Origin of the sequence: Companilactobacillus sp., assembly GCF_022484265.1 — a bacterium.
Lineage (GTDB): Bacteria > Bacillota > Bacilli > Lactobacillales > Lactobacillaceae > Companilactobacillus.
Genome location: NZ_JAKVLR010000001.1, coordinates 2547047 through 2572667, shown reverse-complemented (window position 1 = coordinate 2572667; position 25621 = coordinate 2547047). Strand labels below are relative to the sequence as shown.

Below are 25621 nucleotides of genomic sequence, written 5' to 3'. Positions count from 1 at the left end.
ATTTAATCGTCCCAGATCCAAGAGTTGCCATCTTTTTCAAGCAATTCCGAAGCTGCGTCTGGGCCCATTGTATTACTCATATAATTTGGAAAATCAGGAGTTTCATTATCCCATTGTTGACGAATGACATCAACATATTTCCAAGCATTTTGTAATTCATCCCAAAGTGTAAAGTGAATCTTGTTACCGTCAAGAATATCGATCATCAAATTCTCATAAGCTTCTCTTTCTTGTGAGAAGTACTTAGGATCCTCTGGGAATTTCAAAAAGTCTTGGTTACCCTCTTGATAATCAACACCATTTACTAAAATTGAGTTACCATTTTCAGGTTCGATCAAGAAAGTAACGGTTGTATTAGGATTGATGCCTAATTCTTTAACAGCATCGTTATAGACAATGTCGATTCGAGATGACTTAGCAGGCATTCTCTTACCTGAACGAACGTAGAATGGCACGCCACTCCAACGGTCATTGTCTAACATCATTTTGCCGGCAACAAAGGTTTCAATATTAGATTTAGGATCAACATTATCCTCATCACGATAGGCTTTCAATGACCCTGTATCATCTTCACCATATTGACCGCGAACAAAGTTTTTATCAACTTCTTCTGGTTTGAGATCTTTTAAGCTAGCAAAGACGTCGCGTTTTACCTCATGGATCGATTCTGAATCTAACTTGGCAGGTTCATCCATTGCCACAGCACCAATGATCTGCATAATGTGATTTTGAACCATATCACGAAGTACACCAGCAGTTTCATAGTAGCCGCCACGGTCTTCAACGCCTAATGATTCGGCAAGCGTTACTTGGACATTTGAGACGTACTTGTTATTCAAAGACTTTTCAAAAGTACGATTTTTTAATCTAATTCTCGTAAGTTGTTGAACCATGAATTTACCCAAATAATGGTCCATACGATAAATTTCTGATTCAGAGAAAGTCTTAGTCAAGGAAGAATTTAATTCGCATGCACTGTCGAATGAACGGCCGAATGGCTTTTCAATAACTAGTCGGTTAAAGCCGTCTGTCTTTAAGCCTTCTGAATTGATATGTTCGGCAACTGTTCCAAAAAATCTAGGTGCAATAGCCATGTAATAAACACGGTTGTGACCAGTTTGAAATTGATCATCCAATTTGCTGGCTAATTTTTTAAGGGCAATGTAATGATCTGAGTCAGTTACATCATGTGATTGATAGAAGAAATGTTTCGAAAATTCTTCCATTGCTTTTTCATCATCGTCGATATCTTTTAATGAATCCACTACGGTACCACGATAATAATCGTCGCTCCATGGTCTTCTGGCAGTACCGATAACTGCAAAGTGTTCCTTCAAGTCGCCAGTTTTGTATAGATTGTAAAGGGCTGGATAAAGTTTCCGGTGTGCTAAATCACCTGAACCTCCAAAAATAATAAATACCGCTGATTTTTCAGTTGCCATATTTTAATTACTCCTTCTTCCGAGAATCATACGTGTTAATTTTACAACATCACTGATAAAACTTCTTTAATAAAGCTTTACTAGACGTTTTGTAACAAACTATCAATGGTAATACTAAGCCTTCGAGTATACTGTAAGGCAAGTTTTCTTTGAAAAAAATTGAATTTATTTCAAAAACAGTGCAAACAAAGCTACAGGAATGCCCAACAGTAGTATTATCAGCAGGATCAGCCACTTGGAAAAACTGTTGTTTTTTAAATTAGCCGATGCAATGTACTCCTGAGCATAGGTACTACCGAAAAATAGTCCAAAGAAAGCTACGACAAGAAATAGTCGAAAAGTTGAATTAGCATCGATGACATTACTGATCGCTAAAATTGCTAATACCAGCTCCGAAGCCAACATTGCAATTAAAGTTAAAAAATAATTTCTGCGACTGATGACTTTCCCTTTGCCTTCTTGAACATAATTGTGTCCAAACATAGATTTCAATAAGAATAAAAATGCCACGATGATCCAAGTTATCGGATCTGAGATACTTGATTGAACATCCCCTACATTAATATTCTTGTTTGAATATATCGCAATTTCCAAAACTAATAGGAAAACCGCGAAAATGAAATCCGCACTTCGGTAAAATTGCTTGTTAAATCGTATTTTTTTCAAGAAACTGCCTTCATTCTTCCTTCCCACATTTTGAATATGACCTCACAATAGCTGGATTGCAAAGGGAATGCCCTATTCAATTTGAAATGTAAAAATACTCCATAAATAGAATATCATATAAAATAAATCTAACGTCATTTTTCTGCAAAAAAAAATAAAAAAAACTATAAATCAATTAACATGATTTATAGTTTAATAATTATTTATCAGTATCGTCTGATTTGTCTTCAGATTTTGCTTCTGCTTTGGGTGCTTCTTCCTTTGATTCTTCAGCTTTATCGTCTGATGCTTTGTCTTCTGACTTGTCAGCTTCTTTAGTTTCTTCAGCTGGCTTGTCATCCTTTTTAGCATTTCTGTCTGTGCTGTCTTTAACATGATCTCCAGCACTAGCTTGACGAATAAAGTTCAAGTCAAATGTTAAGTAGATACCATCACAATCAACAACGACTTCTTTACTGTCACGGTCGATTGATTCGATTGTTCCTTTGATACCACCAAGTGTAACAACCTTGTCGCCTTTTGACATTTCTTTAAGCATCTCTTGACGTTTTTGTTGTTGCTTTCTTTGTGGACGAATAGAAATGAAATACATACCTACAAACAAAATAATGATGAAAATAAGCATTCCATATTGTCCAACGCCACCGCTAGCAGCTGCGCCTAGTGTTAATATATTCAAATTTTCCACCTCGTGTATTTTTTCAATATAATTCTAGGATACCAAATATTACATGCTGTATCCAGAAAACGAAAACATTTATCTAATAATATTAGAAATTCTTAGCGTTTTCTTTGTTCAAACCATATTGTTCAAAGACATGTTCTCTAAATTCTAGTAAGTTATCATCCTTAATTGCTTGACGAACATTAGCCATTAACTTCAATAGGTAGTACAAATTATGATAAGTAGTCAAATGAGTACCGAACAACTCGTTAGCATTGATCAAATGACGAATGTAAGCACGAGTGTAGTTTCGGCAAACATAACAATCGCAATCTTCATCTAGTGGACGGAAGTCACGAGCATATTTGGCGTTTTTCACTACCAGACGTCCGTGAGTAGTCATACAAGTACCATTACGGGCGATTCGAGTTGGCAAGACGCAATCGAACATATCAATTCCACGAATCACACCATCGATCAAGGCGTCAGTCGAACCAACCCCCATCAAATAACGTGGTTTGTTTTCTGGTAATAATGGCGTCGTGAAGTCCAAGACGTGATTCATTTCATCTTTGGATTCACCAACTGACAATCCACCAATTGAATATCCTGGGAAGTCCATACTGACCAAATCTTGAGCACTTTGCTTACGCAAGTCTTCAAAACCGGCACCTTGAACGATTCCAAATAGTGCTTGCCAGTCAGGATTTCTGTGAGCTTGAAGACCACGTTCAGCCCAACGACTAGTTCTGGCAACTGAATCTTTGATGTAGTCATAGCTTTCAAAGAATGGCGGACATTCATCCAAACTCATCATGATATCTGGACCTAAGTCATTTTCAATTTGAATTGCTTTTTCAGGTGATAAGAATTCACGACGACCGTTTAAGTGGTTACGGAAGTGAACTCCTGCTTCAGTGATATCACGAGTTTTAGCAAGTGAGAAAACTTGGAAGCCACCGGAATCAGTCAAAATACCCTTATTCCAGTTCATGAATTTATGGAGACCACCAGCTTCTTTCACAATATCTTCTCCAGGTCTTAACCAAAGATGATATGTATTTGAAAGAATGATCGTTGCACCGATTTTCTCCAAATCTTCTGGAGCCATGTTTTTAACAGTAGCTTCGGTACCAACTGGCATGAAGATTGGTGTTTCAAACGTCCCATGTGGAGTTTCCAATAAACCTAATCTGGCACCAGTATGCTTTTCTTTTTTTAATAGCGTGTATTTTACTGCTGGTTCAGTCATAAAAATCCTTTCTGATAAAAGATGGGGAAAACGTAAAGTTTTTCCCCATCTTTTATTTTTGTCTTATTATTACGTCACTTATATATTAAACACAGTTGGAGTAAAGTCAAAGTTATTTTGAAAGATGCTAGCAATGCTCGGAATCACCCGGTCATTTCCACTCTCTGCATTTAAACGAGCTCCGACAAACAGACTTTTCCGCTTGCTACGGATTTGAGTGAATGCACAAACCGCATTAACTCAGATCCTAGGCAATGCTCGAAGTCTGACCGTTTGTCTCCACTCTCTAATGTATATACATTGCATCCCCAAAACTAAAGAAGCGATATTTTTCTTCTATTGCGTGTTGGTAGGCGTTTAAGATATTTTCTCTGCCTGTGAAGGCTGCTACTAACATTACTAGTGTTGATTTTGGCAAATGGAAGTTAGTGATGAAGGCATCCACTACTTTCCACTCGTAACCTGGTTTGATAAAGATGTCGGTCCAACCGCTGTCTGCTTTGATCTCACCATTGAACTTAGTTCCGATTGTCTCCAAAGTTCTGATCGAGGTTGTTCCAGTTGCGACAATTTTGCCACCATTCTTTCGAACCTCATTTAAGGTCTTAGCTGAGTCTTCATCTAAACGATAAAATTCAGAGTGCATGACATGCTTACTGATATCTGATTCCGTCACGGGTCTAAATGTTCCTAAACCAACGTGAAGTGTTAAATAAACTAACTTAACACCCTTATCTTGAACTTTTTGCAATAAATCTTTCGTCCAATGCAAGCCGGCTGTTGGTGCTGCGGCTGAACCATTTTCCTTTGCATAAACTGTTTGGTAACGGTCGGGGTCGTCCAATTTTTCTTTGATATATGGAGGAAGTGGCATCTCGCCTAATTTTTCCAAGATCTCCAGAAAAATCCCATCATAATGGAATTCAATAATCTTGCCACCATGTTCAAGGTCTTCAAGAACTGTAGCTTTTAATTGACCATCGCCAAATGTCACGACTGTGCCAGGATGTGCACGACGTGCAGGTTTCATCAATACTTCCCACTTGTCACCTTCAGTATTGTTCAACAACAATACTTCTTCATGTCCATCGGAATCTTCCTTAGTACCATAAAGTCTAGCTGGCAAAACACGTGAATTGTTCATAACTAAGGCATCCCCGGGATTCAAATAATCCAAGATGTCATAAAAATGCTTGTCTTCATAAGCACCCGTTTCATGATCCAATACCAAAAGTCGTGAATGATCACGGTCTTTAATTGGAGTTTGTGCAATTAGTTCCTCAGGTAAATCATAATCAAAATCTTCAGTAGTTAATGTCATTTCTTTTCCTCCTCAGGATATGGATAGCCTAAATGTTCATATCCCTTTCTCGTTACGATCCGTCCACGAGCAGTTCTCTTTAAAAAGCCCATTTGCATCAAATATGGTTCGTAGACTGACTCAATAGTCTCTTGGTCTTCACCGATATTGGCTGCAATAACTTTGATTCCTAATGGTCCACCGCCGTATAGTTCGATCATCATCGACAAAATCCGCCGATCCAAACTATCTAATCCAGCATCATCAACTTGGAGTTGATTCAAGGCTGATTTTGCGATGTCGTAATCGATTTTATCTTTATTACCAACTTGGGCAAAGTCACGCACACGTTTTAATAAACGGTTAGCAATTCTTGGCGTTCCACGAGAACGACGTGCCAATTCGTGTGCGCCATCTTCATCAATCTTAATGTTTAATACGTCAGCTGAGCGGAAAATAATTTTGGCTAGTTCTTCTTCGCTGTAGTATTCCATATGCTCGACAATCCCAAAACGGTCACGCAATGGAGCTGATAATTTACCAGAAGTAGTCGTTGCACCGATCAAAGTGTATGGAACTAATTCATGATGCAATGAACGCGATTCAGTACCTTGGCCAACGATAATGTCGATGTAAAAATCTTCCATAGCTGAATAAAGTACTTCTTCGACAGCTTTAGGCATTCGATGAATTTCATCGATAAATAAAACGTCGCCCGGTGACAGTTCATCTAACACAGCCACTAGATCACCAGATTTTTCAATCGAGGGACCTGTGGTTGTGTGGATATTTACACCCATCTCGTTGGCAATGATCATAGCCAGAGTTGTTTTACCTAACCCTGGAGGACCGTATAGCAAGACATGGTCAAGGGTTTGTTTACGTTGCTTAGCTGCACGGATGTAGACATCTAATTCATGCTTAGCTTTTTCTTGGCCTAAATAGTCTTTGAAAGTTTGCGGACGTAAGGTTTTTTCAGCTTGGTCTTCTTGTTCATTGAGCGCATCTGCGTCAGTTATTCTATCTTTGTCGTCCATAGACTACCTCCTTGTTTGATTTGTAAGTTATTTCGTTAATAATTTTAAACCGGCTCTGAGATAATCGTCGGCTGATTTTAAATCTTGTGTCTTTAATTGATCTTTGATCTTGCCAATTTCTCTTGGCGAATACCCTAATGATTGTAATGCAGCAAGTCCATCAAGTAAATCAGGCGAATCAGTCCCGTTAGTCATCGGGATTGGTGCTTCGCCTAAAGTCATTTGACCCTCGGCAGTAAATTTACCGTTAAGGTCCAAAATAATTTGTTGGGCTGTTTTCTTGCCAATTTTCGGAAATTTAGTCAAAAACTTCACGTCATTATTTTCGATGGCATGGATCAATCCTGAATGGTCTTGTCCAGCTAAGATTGCTAAGGCACTCTTAGGTCCAATTCCAGAAACACTGATCAGATTTAGAAAAATCTTTTTCTCATTCAAGTCGTAAAAACCATACAGCGACTGTTCATTGTCACGAACGATTTGTTCAACGAACACCTTGGCTGGTTGATTCTCTTCATAACGATAAGGATTGGCGACTTGGACTTTGTAGCCGACGCCGTTAACGTCAACAACGATATAGCCTGGGTCGATGTAAGTAATATTTCCATTTAAGTATTCAAACATTATTATTCACTTTCTCTAGTGTCATGCGAATCTTGGATCCGCTTGAACATTTTTTCTAAATCTTTGTTGCTGAATTGAACTAAGACTGGACGTCCGTGTGGACAGTTATAAGGATTTTCGCACTTGGTCAAATTATGCAGCAAATGCATCGCCTCTCGGTCATCTAAATGATGGTTAGCCTTGATAGCACGTTTACAGCTCATCATAATGGCATTCTTCTCACGAAAGGCTGCCACGCTGATCTTGGAGTCATTTAAAACATAATCGATCATTTCTTTAATGGTTGATTCCTCTTGTCCAGGAACGAACCAAGTAGGATGAGTGTTGATCACAAAACTGTTTTGACCAAAATCTTCGACATGTAGTCCGATATCTTCCAAAATGTCTTTTTTATCTTTGATCATGATAGCTTCTGTATTTGAGTAATCCAAAACGATTGGCACTAGCAGTCTTTGCTGGTCGTTTGAGACCTTACCGATCTCTTCGCGATAGTATTCATAATTGACTCGTTCTTGAGCAGCATGCTGGTCAATCAAGTAAAAGCCATCCTTACTTTCAGCGACTAAATACGTACCATGGATCTGACCGATATATCGCAAATCAGGAAATTCTTCATGCGTTGTATCCTCTGGCACTAGTTCATCCTTCGGCATTTCTGGTGCAGTGTTTTCAACAACATGAACTTTTTCTTCAGATTCTTCTTTTAATCGTTGGTCCCAAGCTTGAAGATGTTTTTGATCTTTAAAAATTGGCGTGCCAACTAACAGTGGATCAGGTTGTCCGTCATGGGCAATCGCTTTGTTTTCTAGCTTTGGTTCGTGAATCGTTTGGTCGATCTTATCTAATGTCGGAATGGCATCAAATGTGATCTGCTCAGGCTTGTAAACTGGTTTGTCCTGGTCCGTTGTAGTCTTGCGTCCGAGATTTTTTACAGCATCAGGTATCAAGTTTTGATCAGACAATCGTTCCTTGATACCTTGACTGATTAAGTCGGCGATTCGACCCTCATTAGCCAACCTCACTTCTTGTTTAGTTGGATGGACGTTGATATCAACTAAGTTTGGATCTAGCTTGATATCGATCACAGCAACCGGAAATCTTCCAATCATCAATTTTGATCCATAGCCACGAACGACCGCGCTAGATAATTGATAATTTTTGATGTAGCGACCATTCAAGATCATCGACATATACGAGCGATTTGAGCGAGTCGTATCCGGCTTTGAAAAATACCCCTTGATCTCATAATCCGAGTCAGAGTTTTCAAAGCTCAACATGTGGCTAGCAATCGTTCGACCATAGATTCCAGCAATTGTTTGTTGCATGTTGCCATTTCCTGACGTCCAGACGAGATCCTTTTTTTCGTGGATCAGTCTAAACGAGATATCAGGATGTCCCATTGCCAAACGATCGACAATATCAACGATCCGATTCAACTCAGTGTGAAGTGATTTAACGTACTTCAACCGTGCTGGCGTATTAAAAAAGATATCTTGCACAGTCATCGTTGTGCCCTTTGAACGGGCATGAGTTTTCTTATCTAATAAAGTATTTCCGGCAAAGTCTGCTTGGACAGCTGACTTGCCATCGGTACTAGTTAAAACAGTTAATTTTGAAACTGAAGCAATACTGGCCAAAGCTTCACCACGAAATCCGAGCGTCTTAATAGCAAACAGATCTCGATCTGTTGAGATCTTACTAGTTGAATGTGGTTGAAAAGCAATCTCAACTTCATCAGCTGGGATACCATCTCCGTTATCGTTAACTTCGATCGACTTTAAACCAGATTGTTCGACCCTAATTAAGATCTGGGTTGCGTGGGCATCGATCGAATTTTCGATTAATTCCTTAACAACTGAAGCCGGACGTTCGATCACTTCCCCAGCAGCAATCTGATTACTTAATTCAACTGGTAATTCATGGATCTTACCCACACATTTCACCTTCTCTATTTGAGTTTTTGTTGCCACTTGTAAAGCAAGTTGATTGCTTCAATTGGCGTAACATTCATTAAATCTTGTTTTGATAATTCTTCAGCGACGTCTTTAGCTTTCAACATTTCTGGATCATCTTCAGGGAATAATGAAAGCTGTCCATCGTCGACTTCAGGTTTAGCCTTTTTCTTAGGCTTAGTTGGTTCTTCAGGAAGTTCAGTCTTTGCTTCGGCAACCAAGACATCTTCAGATGCTTTGATTTCTGCACCACTATTGGACTCCAAGTTCGATAAAATACTGTCCGCACGAGTGAGCACATCGTCTGGTAATCCAGCTAATTTTGCAACGTGGATACCATAAGATTTATCAGCTGGTCCAGGTAGGACCTTATGTAAAAAGACGAGGTTTCCGTCTTCTTCAGATGCATCAACGTGAACATTTTTAACACCCTTTAGCTGACTTTCTAGCACTGTCAATTCATGATAATGAGTTGAAAACATCGTCATCGCATGAACGTTTTTATCAATATATTCAATGATAGCTTGGGCTAATGCCATACCATCATAAGTAGCCGTTCCACGTCCTAGTTCATCAAAAATGATCAGTGAGTTCTTTGTAGCATTTTTCAAAGCGTCATTAGCTTCACGCATCTCGACCATGAAAGTACTGTCACCGGAGATCAAGTCATCGGCTGCACCGATTCGAGTGAAGATGTGGTCAAAAATTGGTAATGAAGCTGCTTCAGCAGGCACGAAACATCCTACCTGAGCCATGATGACCGTCAAAGCAAGTTGTCTCATATAAGTACTCTTACCAGACATATTAGGTCCAGTGATCAACAAGACATCAGTCGTTGAATCAAACGTCACGTCATTGGGAATGTAGCTATTGTTTCCTAATACTTTTTCTACAACTGGATGGCGACCATTTACGATTTTAAGTTGATGACCTTCGACAAAGTCTGGTGCAACGTAATGATAGGTTTCCGACACTACGGCAAAACTTTGTAAGACATCTAATTCGGACAGAATACTTGCTAAAGCTTGCAAACGTCTGATCTGCTTTTTAACCTTAGCTCTGATTTCGTCAAATAAGTGGTATTCCAAAGCTTGCGACTTATCTTCTGCTTCCAGGATGATACTTTCTTTTTCCTTAAGTTCAGGAGTGATGTATCTTTCAGCGTTAGTCAGAGTTTGTTTTCTTTGATAACGTCCTTCAGGAACTTTGTCAACATTACCGCGAGAAACTTCGATGTAGTAACCGAAGACTTTGTTGTAGCCGATCTTCAAATTACTGATCCCAGTAGCTTCTTGTTCTTGGACTTTTAGTTCAGCCATCCACTGCTTACCGTTTTTGGAAGCATCGATGTATTGATCGAGTTGGTCGTTGTAACCTTCTTTGATGACGCCACCACCAGTTACAGAAATAGGCGGTTCGTCGACGACTGACTTTTCGATCAAGTCGCGGACGTCAGAGACATCGTCAATTTTTTCAACAAAGGCACTGAGTTGGTCATCACCAATATCTAGAAGGATCGATTTGATCTGGGGAACTTGTTCTAGAGAAGTCTTCAATTGGATCAAGTCGCGACCATTGACGGTACCGTAAGCAACTCGACCTGCTAAACGTTCTAGGTCATAGACCTTAGTTAAATAATCTTGAAACGATGAACGTTGAAAATAGTTGTCCAAAAAGACTTGGACTAAATGCTGACGGGCACGAAGTGGCTTGGATTTAATGAGTGGACGAGCTAGCCATTGTTTCAAAAGACGACTTCCCATCGCTGTTTTAGTCTCGTCTAACAGCCACAATAATGTTCCTGACTTCTTATCAGTCCGGATATTTTTGAACAATTCCAAATTACTCTGTGCATTGTGGTCCATAGATAAATAAGCCGAGATCTCATAAGTCTGAGCGGCTTTTAAATGGTCCAACGAACGCATTTGCGTCTTGATCAAATAACTGATCAATAACTTCAAAGTATCGACCTGTTTGTCATCTGTGACCTGTGAAAAATCAAAGCTGTAGTTATCTTCTAAGTCAGTAATTCTAGAAATCAAAATACCCAATTTTCTAATTGGATCAAGATATTTTTTTGGAAAAGTTTCTAGGACTACAGTTTCTTTGGTATTGAGATTTTGCATTTCATTGATCAAGTCTAATTGATTGTCGACTGAGGTAACTTTGACTTCACCGGTTGACAGGTCAGCATATGCTAAACCAAAGTTGCCCTTACTGGTTGTGATAGCAGTGATGTAATTATTTTCAGTTGCTTGATTGGCGTTGTCCATGATCGTACCAGGAGTGACCACGCGTGTTATCCCACGTTTAACCATTCCTTGTGCATCGGCTGGATTTTCCAATTGGTCGCAAACAGCAACCTTATAGCCCTTATCGACTAAGGTATCGATGTAGCTTTCGACAGCCTTGTGTGGAACGCCGCACATAGGAATGCTGTCGTCAGCTTTTTTGTTACGAGATGTCAGCGTCAGTTCTAGTATCTGTGAACCTTTGACGGCATCGTCATAAAACATTTCGTAGAAGTCACCGACTCGATAAAACAAAAAAGCATCTGGAAATTGTTGCTTATATTCCAGATATTGTTCCATCATTGGTGTCTCTTTAGTTTTTTGTGGCATGAATTTCCCCCACCATTATCTATTGTAAAAATTTTTTGTTATCAGGATTAATTACGTAATTTTTGATACTTCTTGCGTAGTTAGTTTGATCATTGATGTCGACAACACAGAAGCCGATTTGCATCCGGCCGTCTTCATCTACTTCATGTTTAGTTGGACGTTGGGTCAAGAAACGATTGATGACTGGACCACGGGTTATGCCGAGAATCCCATCATAAGAACCCGTCATCCCAACATCAGTTAAGTAAGCAGTTTGTTTTTCAAAGACACGTGCATCATTAGTTGGCACGTGAGTATGGGTCCCAACCACTGCAGCAACTTTACCAGTTAGATACATACCTGTGGCGATTTTTTCGCTAGTAGTCTCAGCGTGAAAATCAACGAACTTGATGGCGTCCTTTTCTAAAGTTGGAAGCAATTTGTCAAAGTTATGAAATGGATTATCTAACGGCTGCATCATAGCAGTTCCCTGCATGTTGATGACATAAACTGTCTTTTGATTGACCTTGACCTTGATGATCCCAGTTCCGGGAACTGAGTCACCAGGAAAATTGTAAGGACGCAATACCTTTTTCTTCGGGTCGTTGTACAAATCAACAACTTCCTTGCGGTCCCAACTATGATTTCCACCAGAAACCACATCAGCACCCGCAACAGCAATTTTTTGATAAGCTTGCTCATTAATGCCCTTACCATTAACGGCATTCTCGCCATTAACGATAGTTAGTTGAGGCTTAACTACTTGCTTGATCTGCGGTAAATAAGTCTCCAAAGTTTTGATACCAATATTGCCGACGACGTCCCCGACGAAAAGTATTTTCATATTATAAAAGTCCCCAATCTATACCTAACCATTGTACCAAAGAAACACCTGTTCGGGTATTTCAAAAGGCCTTAATTTCCTATTAATAGAACTAAATAACGGATACCAATTATAGCAAAGAAAAACATCCCTGAGAAATGTTCAGGGATGTAGTATTTAATTATCAAAAAAATCATCATCTATCTCGAATAATTCCAAGCTTTGTTTAACTTGTACGCCAACTTGATACTGAAGCATCAAGTTAGTAAGTTGGATTCCATCAATCAAGACAATAGAAAATGATTTAGCTGTCTCAATTGCGCTTTCAGAGAAGTGTGAAGTAGTAATAAACACACCTCGATCGGCATGTATTCGTGATAGCGCACCAAAAAAACGATCAATCTCAGGTCGTTGAACGACATTTGATTCCTTGTATCTTTTTGCTTGAAGATAAACTGTATTGGTACCAAGCGGATCTTGGTTGATAATTCCATCAATGCCAAAATCATTTGTTGGCTGTGTTACTTTGGCAGTCCCGTTATTTCCCTTGTATCCCATTTTTGTCAGTAATTTTACAACTAATTTTTCAAAAAAAGTTGGTTCTGCCTCTTGAATACTTCTCAGCAAATTAGTGGCAATTTCGTTATTGTATAGTTCAGTTTTAGTTACCAGTTCTTCAACCACATTATCATCGGATTCGTCATCAACAGATTCATTCTCAATATTCTTGCGCTTATTACGTTCCAGTAATTCTTTTTTGTGTGAGACATAATCCGGAAGTGAATGTATTTTTTTCTCTGTTAATTCCGATTTATCTAGTTTGAGCAGTTCTTTCCCCAGCGTTGTAATTTCATAAATTGCCCTTGAAGGTCTCTCAATACAACCACTGGTAAACAACTCACTTATACCCCATTTAACACGATCCTCAATCATAATCGAGTCTGGATTATTAATATAAGTTGCTTGACGTAACTCATCCGGTAACTCTAAAGAATCAGAAACATCTTTCGCAATTTTTTTAGAATGAACTGGTCTCCCATCACTTAAATATTCCAATATTAGCGGAATCATCGCATCCCAAGTTGGAATTCCATGACGACCCAACTTCAATTCTTTATAATTCATTAAAAATATCCCTTTTTCTACTTTTGATTTAATCATTTAATTATATCAAAGACGGATGAGACAAATTTTTCACTAAAAAAAAAAATCCAACTTCTCAGTTGGATTTTTGTATATCTATTTTTGTTCTGCTAAAAACTTCTCCTCATCAAAGTTCTTAGTAAACTCTGCCAAATGTACTAGGTTACGTAAGTAATCATGCGTTGAGGCTTCGTAATGATATTTAAGTCCTAAATCGTAGATGTATCCGTTGATGTAATCTACTTCAGTTGGACGGTTCTTGTGCAGGTCTTGATACATTGATGGGTAATGTAATGGCATGTTGGTTGTACTTGCCATCTTGATTGCTTGCCATTCTTCTTCACGTGTATTCAGTAGTTGAATATTGGCACGTTCACAAACGTCAAATGCTTCGTTGATCAATTGACGTCCTAACTTTTCCGCAGTTGGTGCTTGGATGAATTCACCCATTCGAATTTCAAACATTGTGCATAGTGTATTCAATACGGAGTTCAAAATAACCTTTGACATCAAGGTTCCCATGAAATTAGTTGTTAATTGCGGATTCAAATTAGCCTTGGTAAATTCTTCAACGATCTTATGAGTCATCTCATCAGGGGTTTCATTTTGGTTAACAACTTTCATTGAACCTGCGCCAGCTGGTCCCATGAAATCGACATCGCCAGGTCCGTTCAATACTGTAGCAATCATGGCTGTTCCGCTAAGAACCTTGTCAGAGTCGAAATATTGATTCAATTTTTCAACATGTCCAATACCATTCATTGGTGCAATAACGTATTGCTTGTCATTGAATAAATGTTTGCATCGCTTCAAAGCGTCTGCCAATTGCATTTGTTTAACAAAGACGATCCAAACATCAGGGTTACCTTGGTAATCTTCTGGTGAAAAAATATTTACTGGCACTAAATGTTTATTTTGTCGGTCACGAGATTGGTAAACTCCGCCTTGTTCTTTAATTGTTTCAACAGATTTGTCCCAAATTTCAACGAAATCGACTGGGAAGCCCGCATCCTGCAACAGCAATCCATACCGTAACCCCATTGCGCCTGCGCCTAATACTGCATATTTCATAATAAAAACCTCCCAATTAATAATGTAATTGTTAAAGATTATTAACTTATTTCTAATTAATGTCAAATCTATTTAAGAATAAAACGTATCAAAAGGGTTGGCATAACGATTTTTAAATTAGAAAACCAATTAAACAGAGTAAAACATACAATAAATCACGAACTTTTTTGTATACAATATATAGGATACAAAAATAGAGAACTTATTCAATAAGTCCTCTACTCCAATATTTATCCTAAATGTGTATACTGAATACTTACCTAGAAAGCTTGTAGCACCAAAACTGCAATAATTGGAACTACTAGTGATGGTAAAAGATTTAAGACGCTAATCTTCTTGATCTCTAATAATCCTAAGCCTGAGGCTAGAATCAATATGCCCCCGACAATTGTCAGCTCTGTCACCATGCTAGTATTGATCGAATTTTGGAGTAGCATGGCGATTGCATAAATACTGCCCTGCCACACGAAAACCGCACCAGCTGCGATTGCGATTCCAAATCCAAATGTTGAGGCCAAGACGATCGACGTTATCCCGTCTAATGTTCCATTGGTGAACAAGAAGGTATAGTCGTGATTCAATGCTGCTTGAATTGGTCCCAGGATCGACAATGAACCAATACAGTACAACAGGATTGCTGTAGCTAGACCTTCTGCCAAATTTCCACCAGAGAATCGACCGACTAAATTATCGAAGTGCTTTTGAATGTTTAATATTTGTCCAATAACACCACCTATTGCGAGACTGACGATGAACAAGACTGGATAGTGGCTCTTTGGCATATTTTGAACCACAGCGTTGATTCCCACGACCATTGCCACTAGTCCTAATGCCTGAGTCAAAATAGTCTGGTACTCCTGTTTTAAACCTTTATGTAAAAATTTGCCGATCAAGCTTCCCACGATGATCATGCAAACATTATAAATTGTCCCTATCATAACTGATCCCCTTATCGTTCATTAGAAATATTATAAACTCTCAAGTGACTAGAGGGTCAATTGTTTTTTATAACCGGAACGCGAATTTCAGTCACGTATTTCTCGTAATCATCGGTGATACCATAGTCGATCAACGAGGTCTCAATCGCATCCCCGACAATCTCCAGACTATTCTTTTGGCAATAATCAACTAATTGTGAATATGACTTACTAGCGTTCTCATGCGTGCCGTGAAATCTGACTCGCAAATACTGGCCTGCTGATAAAGTGGCAGTCGCATCTTCAGTATCGCCAGGCTCCAAAATCAACAACAGACCACTGTATTGACCAAATTGGCCTTTCAATAAATTAGTCCGACTGAGTCTCAAAGCAATTTTTCCTAAAAAAATATTCTTATCGAGACCGTATTTTTTACGTAGTGTCGTGATAGGAAACTCAATGTCTTGCGTTGGTTGATAATTTTCATCTAACGAAATGATGGACACTTCTGGTAGCTCGATCAATTCCAATTTATCCAGAGTGCTGTTTTGCGCATCCCGAACTTGATCAAGTCTCGCATCGATCCGACGATTAACATTTTCCAGCGCCAGAATTTGTTGTTGAACTTGCTGCTTCTGTTCACCCAACATTTCCTGCAGACGTGAAATATCACGGGCCTCAAAAAAATCTTTGATCGCATCGATGGACAAATTCAATGCTCGCAAATAAGTGATGACATTCAATCGTTCAAACTGCTCAGTCGAGTAATAGCGATAATGCGATGTATCGTCAACTTTAGCTGGCTTCAATAAGCCCACCTCATCGTAATATCTCAAAGTCGGGATCTTGATGTTAAAAAGTTTTGATAGTTGGCCAATCGAAAATAGTTCGTCCATATTGTTTACCTCAACACAATCATAACAAAAAGAAGGAACCGCAAAACAATGCGATTCCTTCTTAACGGTATTTATTTCTAATGTTTCTCAAGTGTATTCGTACCTAACTCACCATGTCGGTTTGTTGGGGTTTTGATGGGGAATGATTACATCATTCCGCCCATGCCTGCAGCTGGGTTAGCAGCTGGAGCAGCAGGTGCGTTTGGATCATCCTTGTCAGCAACAACAGCTTCTGTTGTTAATAACAATGCGGCAACTGATGCAGCATTTTGCAATGCTGAACGTGTAACCTTAGTAGGGTCAATGATTCCGGCATCGATCATATTCTCCCACTTGTCAGTAGCAGCGTTGTAGCCGACTTCTTTCTTTTCACCCTTCAAGTGTTCAACGATAACTGAACCTTCAAGACCAGCATTTTCAGCAATTTGACGAACTGGTTCTTCAAGGGCACGTGTAACGATGTTGATACCTGTTTGAACATCGCCTTCACCCTTAACTGCCTTAACAGCGTCAAGAATGTCAACTAATGCTGTACCACCACCAGCAACGTAGCCTTCTTCAACAGCGGCACGTGTAGCGTTCAATGCATCTTCGATTCTGTATTTACGTTCTTTAAGTTCTGTTTCTGTAGCAGCACCAACTTTAACAACAGCGACACCACCAGCTAATTTAGCTAGACGTTCTTGAAGCTTTTCCTTGTCAAAGTCTGAAGTTGTTTCAGCGATTTGTTTCTTGATTGTTTCAACACGTTCTGCGATGGCGTCTTTATCTCCGGCACCTTCAACAATAGTTGTGTTGTCTTTTGTAACAGTTACCTTACCAGCAGTACCTAATTGGTCCATTGTTGTATCTTTAAGTTCAAGACCAAGGTCTGAAGTAATAACTTGAGCACCTGTTAATGTAGCGATATCTTCAAGTTGAGCCTTACGACGGTCACCAAAACCAGGAGCCTTAACAGCAACAACGTTGAATGTTCCACGGATCTTGTTCAAAACAAGTGTTGGCAATGCTTCACCATCAATATCGTCAGCAATGATCAACAATGCTTTACCTTGTTGAACGATTTGTTGTAGCAATGGCAAGATGTCTTGGATGTTTGAAATCTTCTTGTCTGTGATCAAGATGTAAGGATTGTCGAGATCTGCTTCCATCTTGTCGTTATCTGTAACCATGTATTGTGAAATGTATCCACGATCAAATTGCATACCTTCAACAACATCAAGTGTTGTATCAATACCCTTTGATTCCTCAATTGTGATAACACCATCGTTACCAACTTTTTCCATGGCATCAGCGATAAGTCCACCAACTTCTTCATTAGCTGAAGAAACTGAAGCTACTTGAGCAATATCCTTTTTACCTGAAACCTTGTGTGAGATCTTGTGTAATTCATCAACTGCAGCCTTTGTTGCCTTTTCGATACCAGTTCTGATACCAACAGGGTTAGCACCGGCTGTAACGTTTTTCATACCTTCTGAAATGATTGATTGTGCTAATACTGTAGCAGTAGTAGTACCATCACCAGCGATATCGTTAGTCTTTGAAGCAACTTCAGAAACAAGCTTTGCACCCATGTTTTCAAAGTGGTCTTCAAGTTCGATACTCTTTGCAATTGTTACACCATCATTTGTGATCTCTGGTGAGCCATAGCTCTTTTCAAGAACAACGTTACGACCCTTAGGTCCGATAGTTGTCTTAACTGTGTTAGCAAGTTTGTTAACACCATCTAACATTTTAGAACGTGCATCTTCTGAAAATTTAATTTCTTTAGCCATTTAAATTCCACACTCCATAATTTAATAAGTTGTTTTATATATGCCTGATTAATTATTCAACGATTGCCATGATATCTTTTTCGTGAAGGATTAGGTAATCTTTATCGTCATACTTAACTTCTGAGCCAGCATACTTATCAAAAAGAATCTTGTCTCCGGTCTTAACTGTCATAGGTAATACTTTACCCTCTGGTGTTGTTGAACCAGCACCGACAGCAACTACCTCAGCTGTTTGTGGCTTTTCTTTGGCGTTGTTAGCAAGAACAATGCCACCAACTGTCTTCTCTTCTTCTTTATCGACTGTTACAATAATTCTGTCTCCAAGTGGTTTTAACAATTTATATCCCTCCGATGAATTTTTAATTAATATTAATTTAGCACTCGAACATCTCTTGTGCTAATCACAACTTTTATATTAACATTTTATTTAGAACATGCAAGTATTTACATCACAAAAAAGGGAGTTTACATGAAAAATTCTACTAACCAACTTATTACTATCTTAATGTATCTAGCTTTGATCCTGCTCGGGACTGGATTATCAATGGCCTCAGTTACTGGGCATATCTACTTTGCTATCGAAACTATTGCTGCCGTATTAGCAACTGGGATCATGATCTATTTGGTTCATGAAAATGGTGCAAATGACGTTGAGTCTGAAAAATTCGATTATCGTAAAGCTATCACTTGGACTTTAATCGGAGCCATCGGTGCCATTGTCATCCAATACGGACTCGGAGCTATCGAAGGATTGCTGCACGTTCAAACTTCTTCTCAAAACACTTTGACCTTACTGACCTCAGTTAAAGGGTATCCATACTATCTTGTGTACGTATTAATATGTGCGCCAATTATGGAAGAAATTATTTTTAGACGAGTCTTCTTTGCAAGCTTGATCAAACCAACTAATATTTATTGGGCAGCAATCATTTCATCCCTACTGTTTGCCTTCATGCATCAAGATACGCGATTTATTATTTATGCCATCATGGGAGCTTGGTTCTGCTTTGTTTACTATCGTTCAAAAAATATCTATGTCAGTGCAGCAAGTCATATTATAATGAACGGAGTAGTTCTAGCACTCGCCTTCGCCTAAAAAATTAGTTTGGAGTCTATCATGAAATATTCGCCAGAAAATGTTAAAAAGATTTCCGAGTTGGTCGACCAATGTCTCAGTGATCCAGAGATTGCTGACGACAAATATCTAGTCGACATTCTTGGAGAGATTAATCAAAAAGTAAAATATCAAAAACGATTTAGAAATATGCTCAACCTCAGAAAAGAAGCTGGCGTATTCTCCCGCAAGCATGGTTTTAAAATGCCTGAATACCTCAATGAACTGATCAACGTTTTAAACGACGTTTTGATCAATAAGGGGTCAAAAAACGGCTGGTTATCAGCCTTTCATAATTTGGATTAAAAAAGTGCCTCTCAATTTTATAAATTGGGAGGCACTTTTAAATTACGCGATTATTTATTTTTCTTACGTCGATTAAATGGACGCGTGATTCCTCGTTTGAGGACTTGGAAGAATGTCAACGACTTAACTATCCGGTCAGCATCGATATGCTCTCTGATAGCACGTAAGACCTTCTTGGGGTCTTTGGATGAGAAACTGAACATGCCGTTCTTCTTTGTCTTTAAGGCAAAGCGTGGAATCCACTTTCCACCAAACATAACTGAGACGACTACATAGTCAACTTCAGTCCAAGGAATTTGAATGTAGTTCTTCTTGTCACGGTCATCGTAAAACTCAAATGCTTTATCGCCGACCATTATTTTGCCATAATCAGTCAACCCTAGATGCGAGGTCGCATCCATGACTAACTCGGATTTTTTATTTAAAGATTCAACCATTTAAAAGCTCCGTTCCAAAACTAGATAACTATATTATAACCAATCATCAATCAACACAAAATGGTTGGCTGTTCGTAACGCTGATCACTGCTCATTATCTCTGAATGTCAGTGCCCGAATCAAATCAAACAATCCGACCAAGAATACAACTAAATCGATCCACCAGGACTTGGTGAACGGCTGCTCTCTGACCAGCCAGAAAATGATCAACATGAAAAATAGTCCAAAGTAAAAATCTGCTTTTTTATAAAACTTCGTATTGAATTTCATGTTCTTAACATATCACACTTCTAGTCGTTTCAAGACCTATAGTATAAAAAAAGATGAACTCAAGCGAGTCCATCAGTTTTTGTCGAATAATTATTACATCAATCCGATTACGTGGAATACAACACCAACTACGAATAATCCAAGGATCAAGATAATTGGTGATACTTTCTTCTTCAGAAGCCACATACATAAGAATGTTAGTAATAGAGCTGCAAGTCCTGGAATCAATAGATCCAAGTTATCTTGCAAAGTAGTAACTTTAGTTGCTGTAAGAGATAGTCCAGCATGTTGTTGGATCAAAGCTTCCTTAATTCCTTGTGCACCGGATGGAAGATGGTTCCAATCGATATAAGCACCCTTTGAAAGCTTATTTGTAGCAACAACCGGTGTGAATTTAACAACAACCCAACGGTTGATCAATGCCCCTAAGATAAACATACCTAGAATAGAAGCACCTTTTGTAACATCTTGTAGCAAACCACCTGACATATCTTCGGTGATCTTTGAACCGGCTTTGTAGCCAAGTTCTTGTGAGTACCACATGAAGGCCATACGAATAGCATTCCATGCAATGAAGTAAAGGATTGGTCCCATGATATTACCAGTCATAGCAAGTGAAGCTGCAATAGCACCAATAATAGGCTTAATTGTGAACCAGAACACAGGATCACCAATACCAGCCAATGGACCCATCATACCAACTTTAACACCTTGGATGGCAACGTCATCAACGGGAGCACCGTTAGCACGTTCCTCTTCCAAAGCCATAGTAACACCTAAAATAGGTGAAGCTAAGTATGGGTGACAATTGAAGAATTCCAAGTGACGCTTCAATGCGGCAGCACGATCTTCTTTTGTCTTATATAATTTTTTCAAAACTGGGATCAATGAGTAAGCCCAGCCACCATTTTGCATACGTTCGTAATTCCATGAACCTTGAAGGAAAGTTGAACGCCACCAAACGGCTATACGATCTCTTCTAGAAATTTTAACTTGATCTGCCATTTTAATCTTCCTCCATTTTAGTAATTATCTATGATGTCACCGACCGGATCTCCCGTGTTGGAATCTCCTGCACCACTGCCACCATTACTTGAACCTGAACCACCAGATTTAGATAGTGTTAAGTAAATAAGAGCAAGTGATAGACCAATAGCACCAAGACCGATAAGTGTTAATTTTTCGATAGTAGCTAAAACGAATCCGATTGCAAAGAATGGCCAAACTTCACGTGAAGCCATCATGTTGATAACCATTGCATAACCAACGGCAACAACCATACCACCACCTAGAGCTAAACCATCTGTTAACCATTTAGGCATAGCAGTTAGCATGGTTCTAACAGGACCAGCACCGATTGCAAGAATCATAGCTGCTGGGATAGCAATACGTAAACCTTGAAGTGCGATAGCAATATATTGCCATATTTCAATTTTTCTAAAACTACCTTCTTCGGCAGCTCTATCCATAATATGAACAATACCAGTACTAATAGTACGAACTAAGATAGTAAGTAATAGTCCGGCAACAGCCAAAGGAACGGCGATAGCAATAGCTGAACCGACACCCTTTTGACCTTGGCCACCTAAGACCAAGATAATAGCTGAAGCAACAGCAGCAAGAGCTGCATCAGGAGCAACAGCGGCACCAATGTTTGCCCAACCTAGAGCAATCATTTGTAAAGTACCACCTAAGATCAAACATGGAACTAGTTGACCTGTAACTAAGCCGATCAATGTACAAGCGATAACTGGTTGATGGAAGTGGAACATATCCAAGATACCTTCCATACCAGCTAGGAATGACACAAGAACGACTAATATCATTTGAATTGCATTTAATTGCATTAGTATTAATCCTCCATTTTTCAAAAAATACAAATACCCACAACTGTTTGTTTCACCCTATGAAACAAACTTCTGAGAACTTCTGACGAAGTCCCCTAACTATTTCTTCTTGTTGAGCTCAGCTTGAGCCTTATCAAGAATTGCTTGCATGTTGTCTCGATTATCCGTTGGCACTTTACGAACGTCGAATTCAACGCCGTCGTCTTTCAATTTCTTGAATGTGTCAATGTCTTTTTGATCAAATGCCAACACTTTATTTGGTTGAACTTTACCTTCTGAATGGGCCATTGAACCAACATTAAGTTCTTTCAATGGAACGCCACCTTCGATGGCACGCAAGGCATCTTCTGGGTTTTCAAAAAGCAAGAGTGCTCTTTGACCACCGAAATGCTTGTCGTCTTTTGCCAACTTGATCATTTGGTCAATTGGAACAACGTGAGCATGAACACCAACTGGTGCAGCTTGTTGAATCAATTGCTTACGAAGATCATCTTTGGCAACGGCATCAGATACAACAATGATACGTGTTGGGTTTGTTGTCTTTGTCCAAGCTGTAGCAACTTGACCGTGAAGTAAACGTGAATCGATTCGAGCTAATACGTAGTCGAAAGATCCAGGTTGACCACCGGCTGGAGCAGCAGGAGCAGCCTCTTTTGGAGCATCTGCCTTATCTTCCTCCGGTTGTAACTCTTCAGGACGAACCTTAACCCCGTCCTTAGCAGTTTCAATGATATGTGCAGCAATTTCGTGTGCACTATCCATTGATAATCTAGAAGCATAAGCTTCAATGAGCATTGGCAAGTTCAAACCTGCAACAATGGCCCATTTGTCCTTGTGTGCTTCAAACAACCCGTTAACTTGGTTGAATGGAGTTCCACCCCAAAGGTCGACAAGGAACAATACTTCGTCTTGATTTGAAAAAGTTGCGATTGCGTCTTGCAATTTCTTCTTCAAGTCATCTGGACCCATGTCTGGCATCAATGTGACTGATTGAACGTCTTCTTGTTCACCAAAGATCATTGATCCAGATTGCTTAATACCGTCAGCGAATTTACCGTGACTAGCAATGACAATACTTACCATTCTTTTACCTCCTATTTGTTTTGCTATAGCCGGAAAAACCAACTGTAACTGAAAATACCACACCAATCAGTGATAACTTTTTCACATTTTCATATGATTTATCTCATGGTTTGAAACGTATAAAGAAAATGTTTAAAACGCTACCACTAAAAAAAACGGTAATCCCACATATTTGCCTTCCCCCTATGTTCGTCTACAAAAATAACTGTTGACGACCATTAAAATCACAATACTGCGACATATTGATCTTTATTTGAAAAAGACTGATACGCTAAAATGACAAGTCGATTGAACAACATCAATTGAAATTAATGAAAATACTCAGTTAACACAGCACTTAACGAAGATATTTTCAAGATACATTTTTCAATTAAAGCGTTTTCTTTAATATTAAAAAAATATATCCGCTGATTAAATCACAATCAACATTGATCAATTTTCCTATCCCAGCTCACCCTTCTTGTGAACCTTTTCATAATATCATTTTTTGAGAGAAATGACAGCACTTTATTCGTCATTTAAAATCATTTTTAACAATTTTGAAACATTTTTGTAAAAAATAAATTGAATAAATAAGTCGTTATTTCTGTCGTTATAAAATGAAAATTATGTATTTTTATTCTGAAAACAAAAATTGGTATAGACAGGATAAGCCATAAAAAAAGGAGTTAAGATTTAGTCTTAACTCCTATAGTTTATTCCTCGCCTGATTCAGACGCAATAATATCAAGTTGACCATCAATCGTCCACTTACTTACTGTGGCTGGAATGATCAAATGTTGACCCTTGGCTAACTTATAATCGTTGCCATCAACAGTCAATAAACCGTTGCCGTCGATCACTGAAATCAAGGTATATTTACCGATCTCGTGATTGAATACAGCTGGTTCTTGAATTTGCCAGCGATAGACTGCAAAGTAAGGTGACATTGGAGGTTGAACGTAAGTTGTAAATTGGTTCTTACCTTCATCGCGCTTAATAATATTTAATTCAGGATCCTTATGAGGAACCATGATCGTATCTTCAGATTGTTTAATATGTAGCTCACGTTTCTTACCAGTACTTGCTTGAATACGGTCATAGTCATACAAACGATAAGTCGTATCGCTACTTTGTTGCGTTTCAAGCGCCATGATACCTTTGTTCAACGCATGAACAGTACCACTTGGGACGTAGAAGAAATCGCCAGTCTTCACTGGGACCTTGCGTAACAAATCATCCCAATCGCCTGATTCGATCATCTTGTCCAATTCAGCTTTAGTCTTTGCGTTGTGGCCATAAATCAAATATGATCCTGGTTCGGCATCAATAATGTACCAGCATTCTGTCTTACCTAATTCGTGCTCATGCTTTTCCGCATATTCGTTATCAGGATGCACTTGAACTGACAAACTAGCTTCAGCATCTAAGATCTTAGTTAACAATGGGAACACTTTACCCTTGGGATCACCGAATAATTCCTTGTGATCATTCCAGAGGTCATCTAAGTATTGACCCGCAAATTCTCCATTTTCAACTTGAGAACGTCCATGTGGATGTCCAGAAATTGCCCAACATTCGCCAATATCACCATCAGGAATATCATAGCCAAAAGCTGTTTGGAGTTTACGGCCTCCCCAGATTTTCTCATGAAATACAGGTTTTAAAAATAATGGTTCACTCATTATATATAATCCCTCACTATTCAAAAAATAGAACTATTCTGCTTCTTTAGCGTCACGATCGCGATCCAAGAAGAAGATCAATGTTTGCAATTCGTTAGCCAAGTCAACGTAATGTACACGGATTGAGCTAGGTACATTAATAATGACCGGTGTAAAGTTCAAGATACCTCTAACGCCTGCTTTAGCTAATTCGTCTGCAGTAGTTTGTGCTGCATTAGATGAAACTGTTAAAATAACTACATCGATCTGTTGAAGACTCAATTGTTCTTTGATCTCACTAATGTCATATACTGGAACGCCACTCTTAACTGTACCGACGATTGACTTGTCGATATCAAAAGCAGCTGCGATACGAACGTTATTAGTTCTTGAGAAGTTATAATTTAACAAAGCATTACCCAAGTTACCAACACCGACTAGCGCTACGTTAGTACGCTTGTCTTGGTTAAGTAACTTCTTGAAAAATGCGACTAATTCATTAACGTCATATCCATAACCACGCTTACCTAAAGCGCCGAGATATGAGAAGTCACGACGAATCGTTGCACTATCAATTTTGATACCATCTGACAATTCGCCAGAAGAAATCTTTTGAGTACCTTCATCTTTTAAGAATTGAAAATATCTATAATATATTGGCAACCTTTTGATTGTTGCGTTTGGAACTGTTGTTTTTGTCATAATCCACCACCATGTGCGTGTTTTCACTATTTAAAATAATATACAAAACTTGTGAAA

The 25621-nt window shown here is 38.9% G+C and carries 25 protein-coding genes; 2 read left to right on the top strand and 23 right to left on the bottom strand.

Annotated features, from left to right (window positions below; all coding sequences use genetic code 11):
- Positions 1–2: 2 nt before the first annotated feature.
- The 16 genes from zwf to groES form a co-directional block, all read right to left on the bottom strand.
- Entirely contained in the window at positions 3–1442 is a 1440-nt protein-coding gene (gene zwf, locus LKF16_RS12335) for a glucose-6-phosphate dehydrogenase (protein WP_291472340.1), read from the bottom strand.
- A gap of 165 nt (positions 1443–1607) precedes the next feature.
- Positions 1608–2108, bottom strand: a complete 501-nt coding sequence (locus LKF16_RS12330) for a hypothetical protein (RefSeq protein WP_291472342.1) — start codon at positions 2106–2108, stop codon at positions 1608–1610.
- Positions 2109–2307: 199 nt separating this feature from the next.
- Complete coding sequence (gene yajC, locus LKF16_RS12325) at positions 2308–2796, bottom strand: preprotein translocase subunit YajC (RefSeq protein WP_291472749.1); 489 nt, start codon at positions 2794–2796, stop codon at positions 2308–2310.
- A gap of 82 nt (positions 2797–2878) precedes the next feature.
- Positions 2879–4024, bottom strand: a complete 1146-nt coding sequence (gene tgt, locus LKF16_RS12320) for a tRNA guanosine(34) transglycosylase Tgt (RefSeq protein WP_291472345.1) — start codon at positions 4022–4024, stop codon at positions 2879–2881.
- A gap of 286 nt (positions 4025–4310) precedes the next feature.
- Positions 4311–5345 (bottom strand): tRNA preQ1(34) S-adenosylmethionine ribosyltransferase-isomerase QueA, encoded by a 1035-nt coding sequence (gene queA / locus LKF16_RS12315; protein WP_291472347.1) that lies wholly within the window; start codon positions 5343–5345, stop codon positions 4311–4313.
- On the bottom strand, positions 5342–6361 hold the full coding sequence (gene ruvB / locus LKF16_RS12310) for a Holliday junction branch migration DNA helicase RuvB (RefSeq protein WP_291472349.1): 1020 nt from the start codon (positions 6359–6361) through the stop codon (positions 5342–5344). Before ruvB ends, queA begins: the two co-directional genes overlap by 4 nt.
- A gap of 27 nt (positions 6362–6388) precedes the next feature.
- Positions 6389–6985, bottom strand: coding sequence for a Holliday junction branch migration protein RuvA (gene ruvA / locus LKF16_RS12305; RefSeq protein ID WP_291472351.1), 597 nt, complete (start codon positions 6983–6985; stop codon positions 6389–6391).
- A 2-nt stretch (positions 6986–6987) separates the two neighbouring features.
- A complete protein-coding gene (gene mutL / locus LKF16_RS12300) occupies positions 6988–8919 on the bottom strand; it encodes a DNA mismatch repair endonuclease MutL (protein WP_291472354.1) in 1932 nt (643 codons plus the stop codon).
- Between the two features lie 14 nt (positions 8920–8933).
- Entirely contained in the window at positions 8934–11558 is a 2625-nt protein-coding gene (gene mutS, locus LKF16_RS12295; RefSeq protein WP_291472356.1) for a DNA mismatch repair protein MutS, read from the bottom strand.
- Positions 11559–11577: 19 nt separating this feature from the next.
- Positions 11578–12381 carry a TIGR00282 family metallophosphoesterase gene (locus LKF16_RS12290; protein ID WP_291472357.1) on the bottom strand — a complete coding sequence of 268 codons (804 nt, stop codon included), beginning with the start codon at positions 12379–12381 and terminating at the stop codon, positions 11578–11580.
- Between the two features lie 156 nt (positions 12382–12537).
- Entirely contained in the window at positions 12538–13485 is a 948-nt protein-coding gene (locus LKF16_RS12285) for a restriction endonuclease (protein WP_291472358.1), read from the bottom strand.
- Between the two features lie 114 nt (positions 13486–13599).
- Positions 13600–14574: a ketopantoate reductase family protein gene (locus LKF16_RS12280; RefSeq protein ID WP_291472360.1), complete on the bottom strand. Its 975-nt coding sequence runs from the start codon at positions 14572–14574 to the stop codon at positions 13600–13602.
- Between the two features lie 260 nt (positions 14575–14834).
- Positions 14835–15512, bottom strand: coding sequence for a DUF554 domain-containing protein (locus tag LKF16_RS12275; RefSeq protein ID WP_291472361.1), 678 nt, complete (start codon positions 15510–15512; stop codon positions 14835–14837).
- Between the two features lie 56 nt (positions 15513–15568).
- Positions 15569–16387, bottom strand: a complete 819-nt coding sequence (locus tag LKF16_RS12270; protein ID WP_291472363.1) for a MerR family transcriptional regulator — start codon at positions 16385–16387, stop codon at positions 15569–15571.
- 146 nt (positions 16388–16533) lie between these two features.
- Positions 16534–18162 carry a chaperonin GroEL gene (gene groL / locus LKF16_RS12265; protein ID WP_291472364.1) on the bottom strand — a complete coding sequence of 543 codons (1629 nt, stop codon included), beginning with the start codon at positions 18160–18162 and terminating at the stop codon, positions 16534–16536.
- A 52-nt stretch (positions 18163–18214) separates the two neighbouring features.
- The gene (groES, locus tag LKF16_RS12260; RefSeq protein WP_291472365.1) at positions 18215–18499 is read right to left on the bottom strand and encodes a co-chaperone GroES; all 285 of its coding nucleotides are present in this window, start codon (positions 18497–18499) and stop codon (positions 18215–18217) included.
- Positions 18500–18631: 132 nt separating this feature from the next.
- Here groES and LKF16_RS12255 point away from each other — a divergent pair, with 132 nt between their 5' ends.
- Positions 18632–19258 (top strand): CPBP family intramembrane glutamic endopeptidase, encoded by a 627-nt coding sequence (locus LKF16_RS12255; protein WP_291472367.1) that lies wholly within the window; start codon positions 18632–18634, stop codon positions 19256–19258.
- A 21-nt stretch (positions 19259–19279) separates the two neighbouring features.
- Positions 19280–19582, top strand: coding sequence for a hypothetical protein (locus tag LKF16_RS12250; protein ID WP_291472369.1), 303 nt, complete (start codon positions 19280–19282; stop codon positions 19580–19582).
- 50 nt (positions 19583–19632) lie between these two features.
- Here the strand turns inward: LKF16_RS12250 and LKF16_RS12245 are convergent, their stop codons facing one another.
- The 7 genes from LKF16_RS12245 to LKF16_RS12215 form a co-directional block, all read right to left on the bottom strand.
- Positions 19633–20019: a DUF956 family protein gene (locus LKF16_RS12245; protein ID WP_291472371.1), complete on the bottom strand. Its 387-nt coding sequence runs from the start codon at positions 20017–20019 to the stop codon at positions 19633–19635.
- 84 nt (positions 20020–20103) lie between these two features.
- A complete protein-coding gene (locus LKF16_RS12240) occupies positions 20104–20289 on the bottom strand; it encodes a hypothetical protein (RefSeq protein WP_291472373.1) in 186 nt (61 codons plus the stop codon).
- A gap of 93 nt (positions 20290–20382) precedes the next feature.
- Positions 20383–21294 carry a PTS system mannose/fructose/sorbose family transporter subunit IID gene (locus tag LKF16_RS12235; RefSeq protein WP_291472375.1) on the bottom strand — a complete coding sequence of 304 codons (912 nt, stop codon included), beginning with the start codon at positions 21292–21294 and terminating at the stop codon, positions 20383–20385.
- A 17-nt stretch (positions 21295–21311) separates the two neighbouring features.
- On the bottom strand, positions 21312–22136 hold the full coding sequence (locus tag LKF16_RS12230; RefSeq protein ID WP_291472376.1) for a PTS mannose/fructose/sorbose transporter subunit IIC: 825 nt from the start codon (positions 22134–22136) through the stop codon (positions 21312–21314).
- Between the two features lie 99 nt (positions 22137–22235).
- On the bottom strand, positions 22236–23219 hold the full coding sequence (locus LKF16_RS12225) for a PTS sugar transporter subunit IIB (RefSeq protein ID WP_291472377.1): 984 nt from the start codon (positions 23217–23219) through the stop codon (positions 22236–22238).
- Between the two features lie 695 nt (positions 23220–23914).
- On the bottom strand, positions 23915–24883 hold the full coding sequence (gene manA / locus LKF16_RS12220) for a mannose-6-phosphate isomerase, class I (protein WP_291472379.1): 969 nt from the start codon (positions 24881–24883) through the stop codon (positions 23915–23917).
- A 33-nt stretch (positions 24884–24916) separates the two neighbouring features.
- Positions 24917–25564, bottom strand: a complete 648-nt coding sequence (locus LKF16_RS12215; protein WP_291472381.1) for a redox-sensing transcriptional repressor Rex — start codon at positions 25562–25564, stop codon at positions 24917–24919.
- Positions 25565–25621 lie beyond the last annotated feature (57 nt).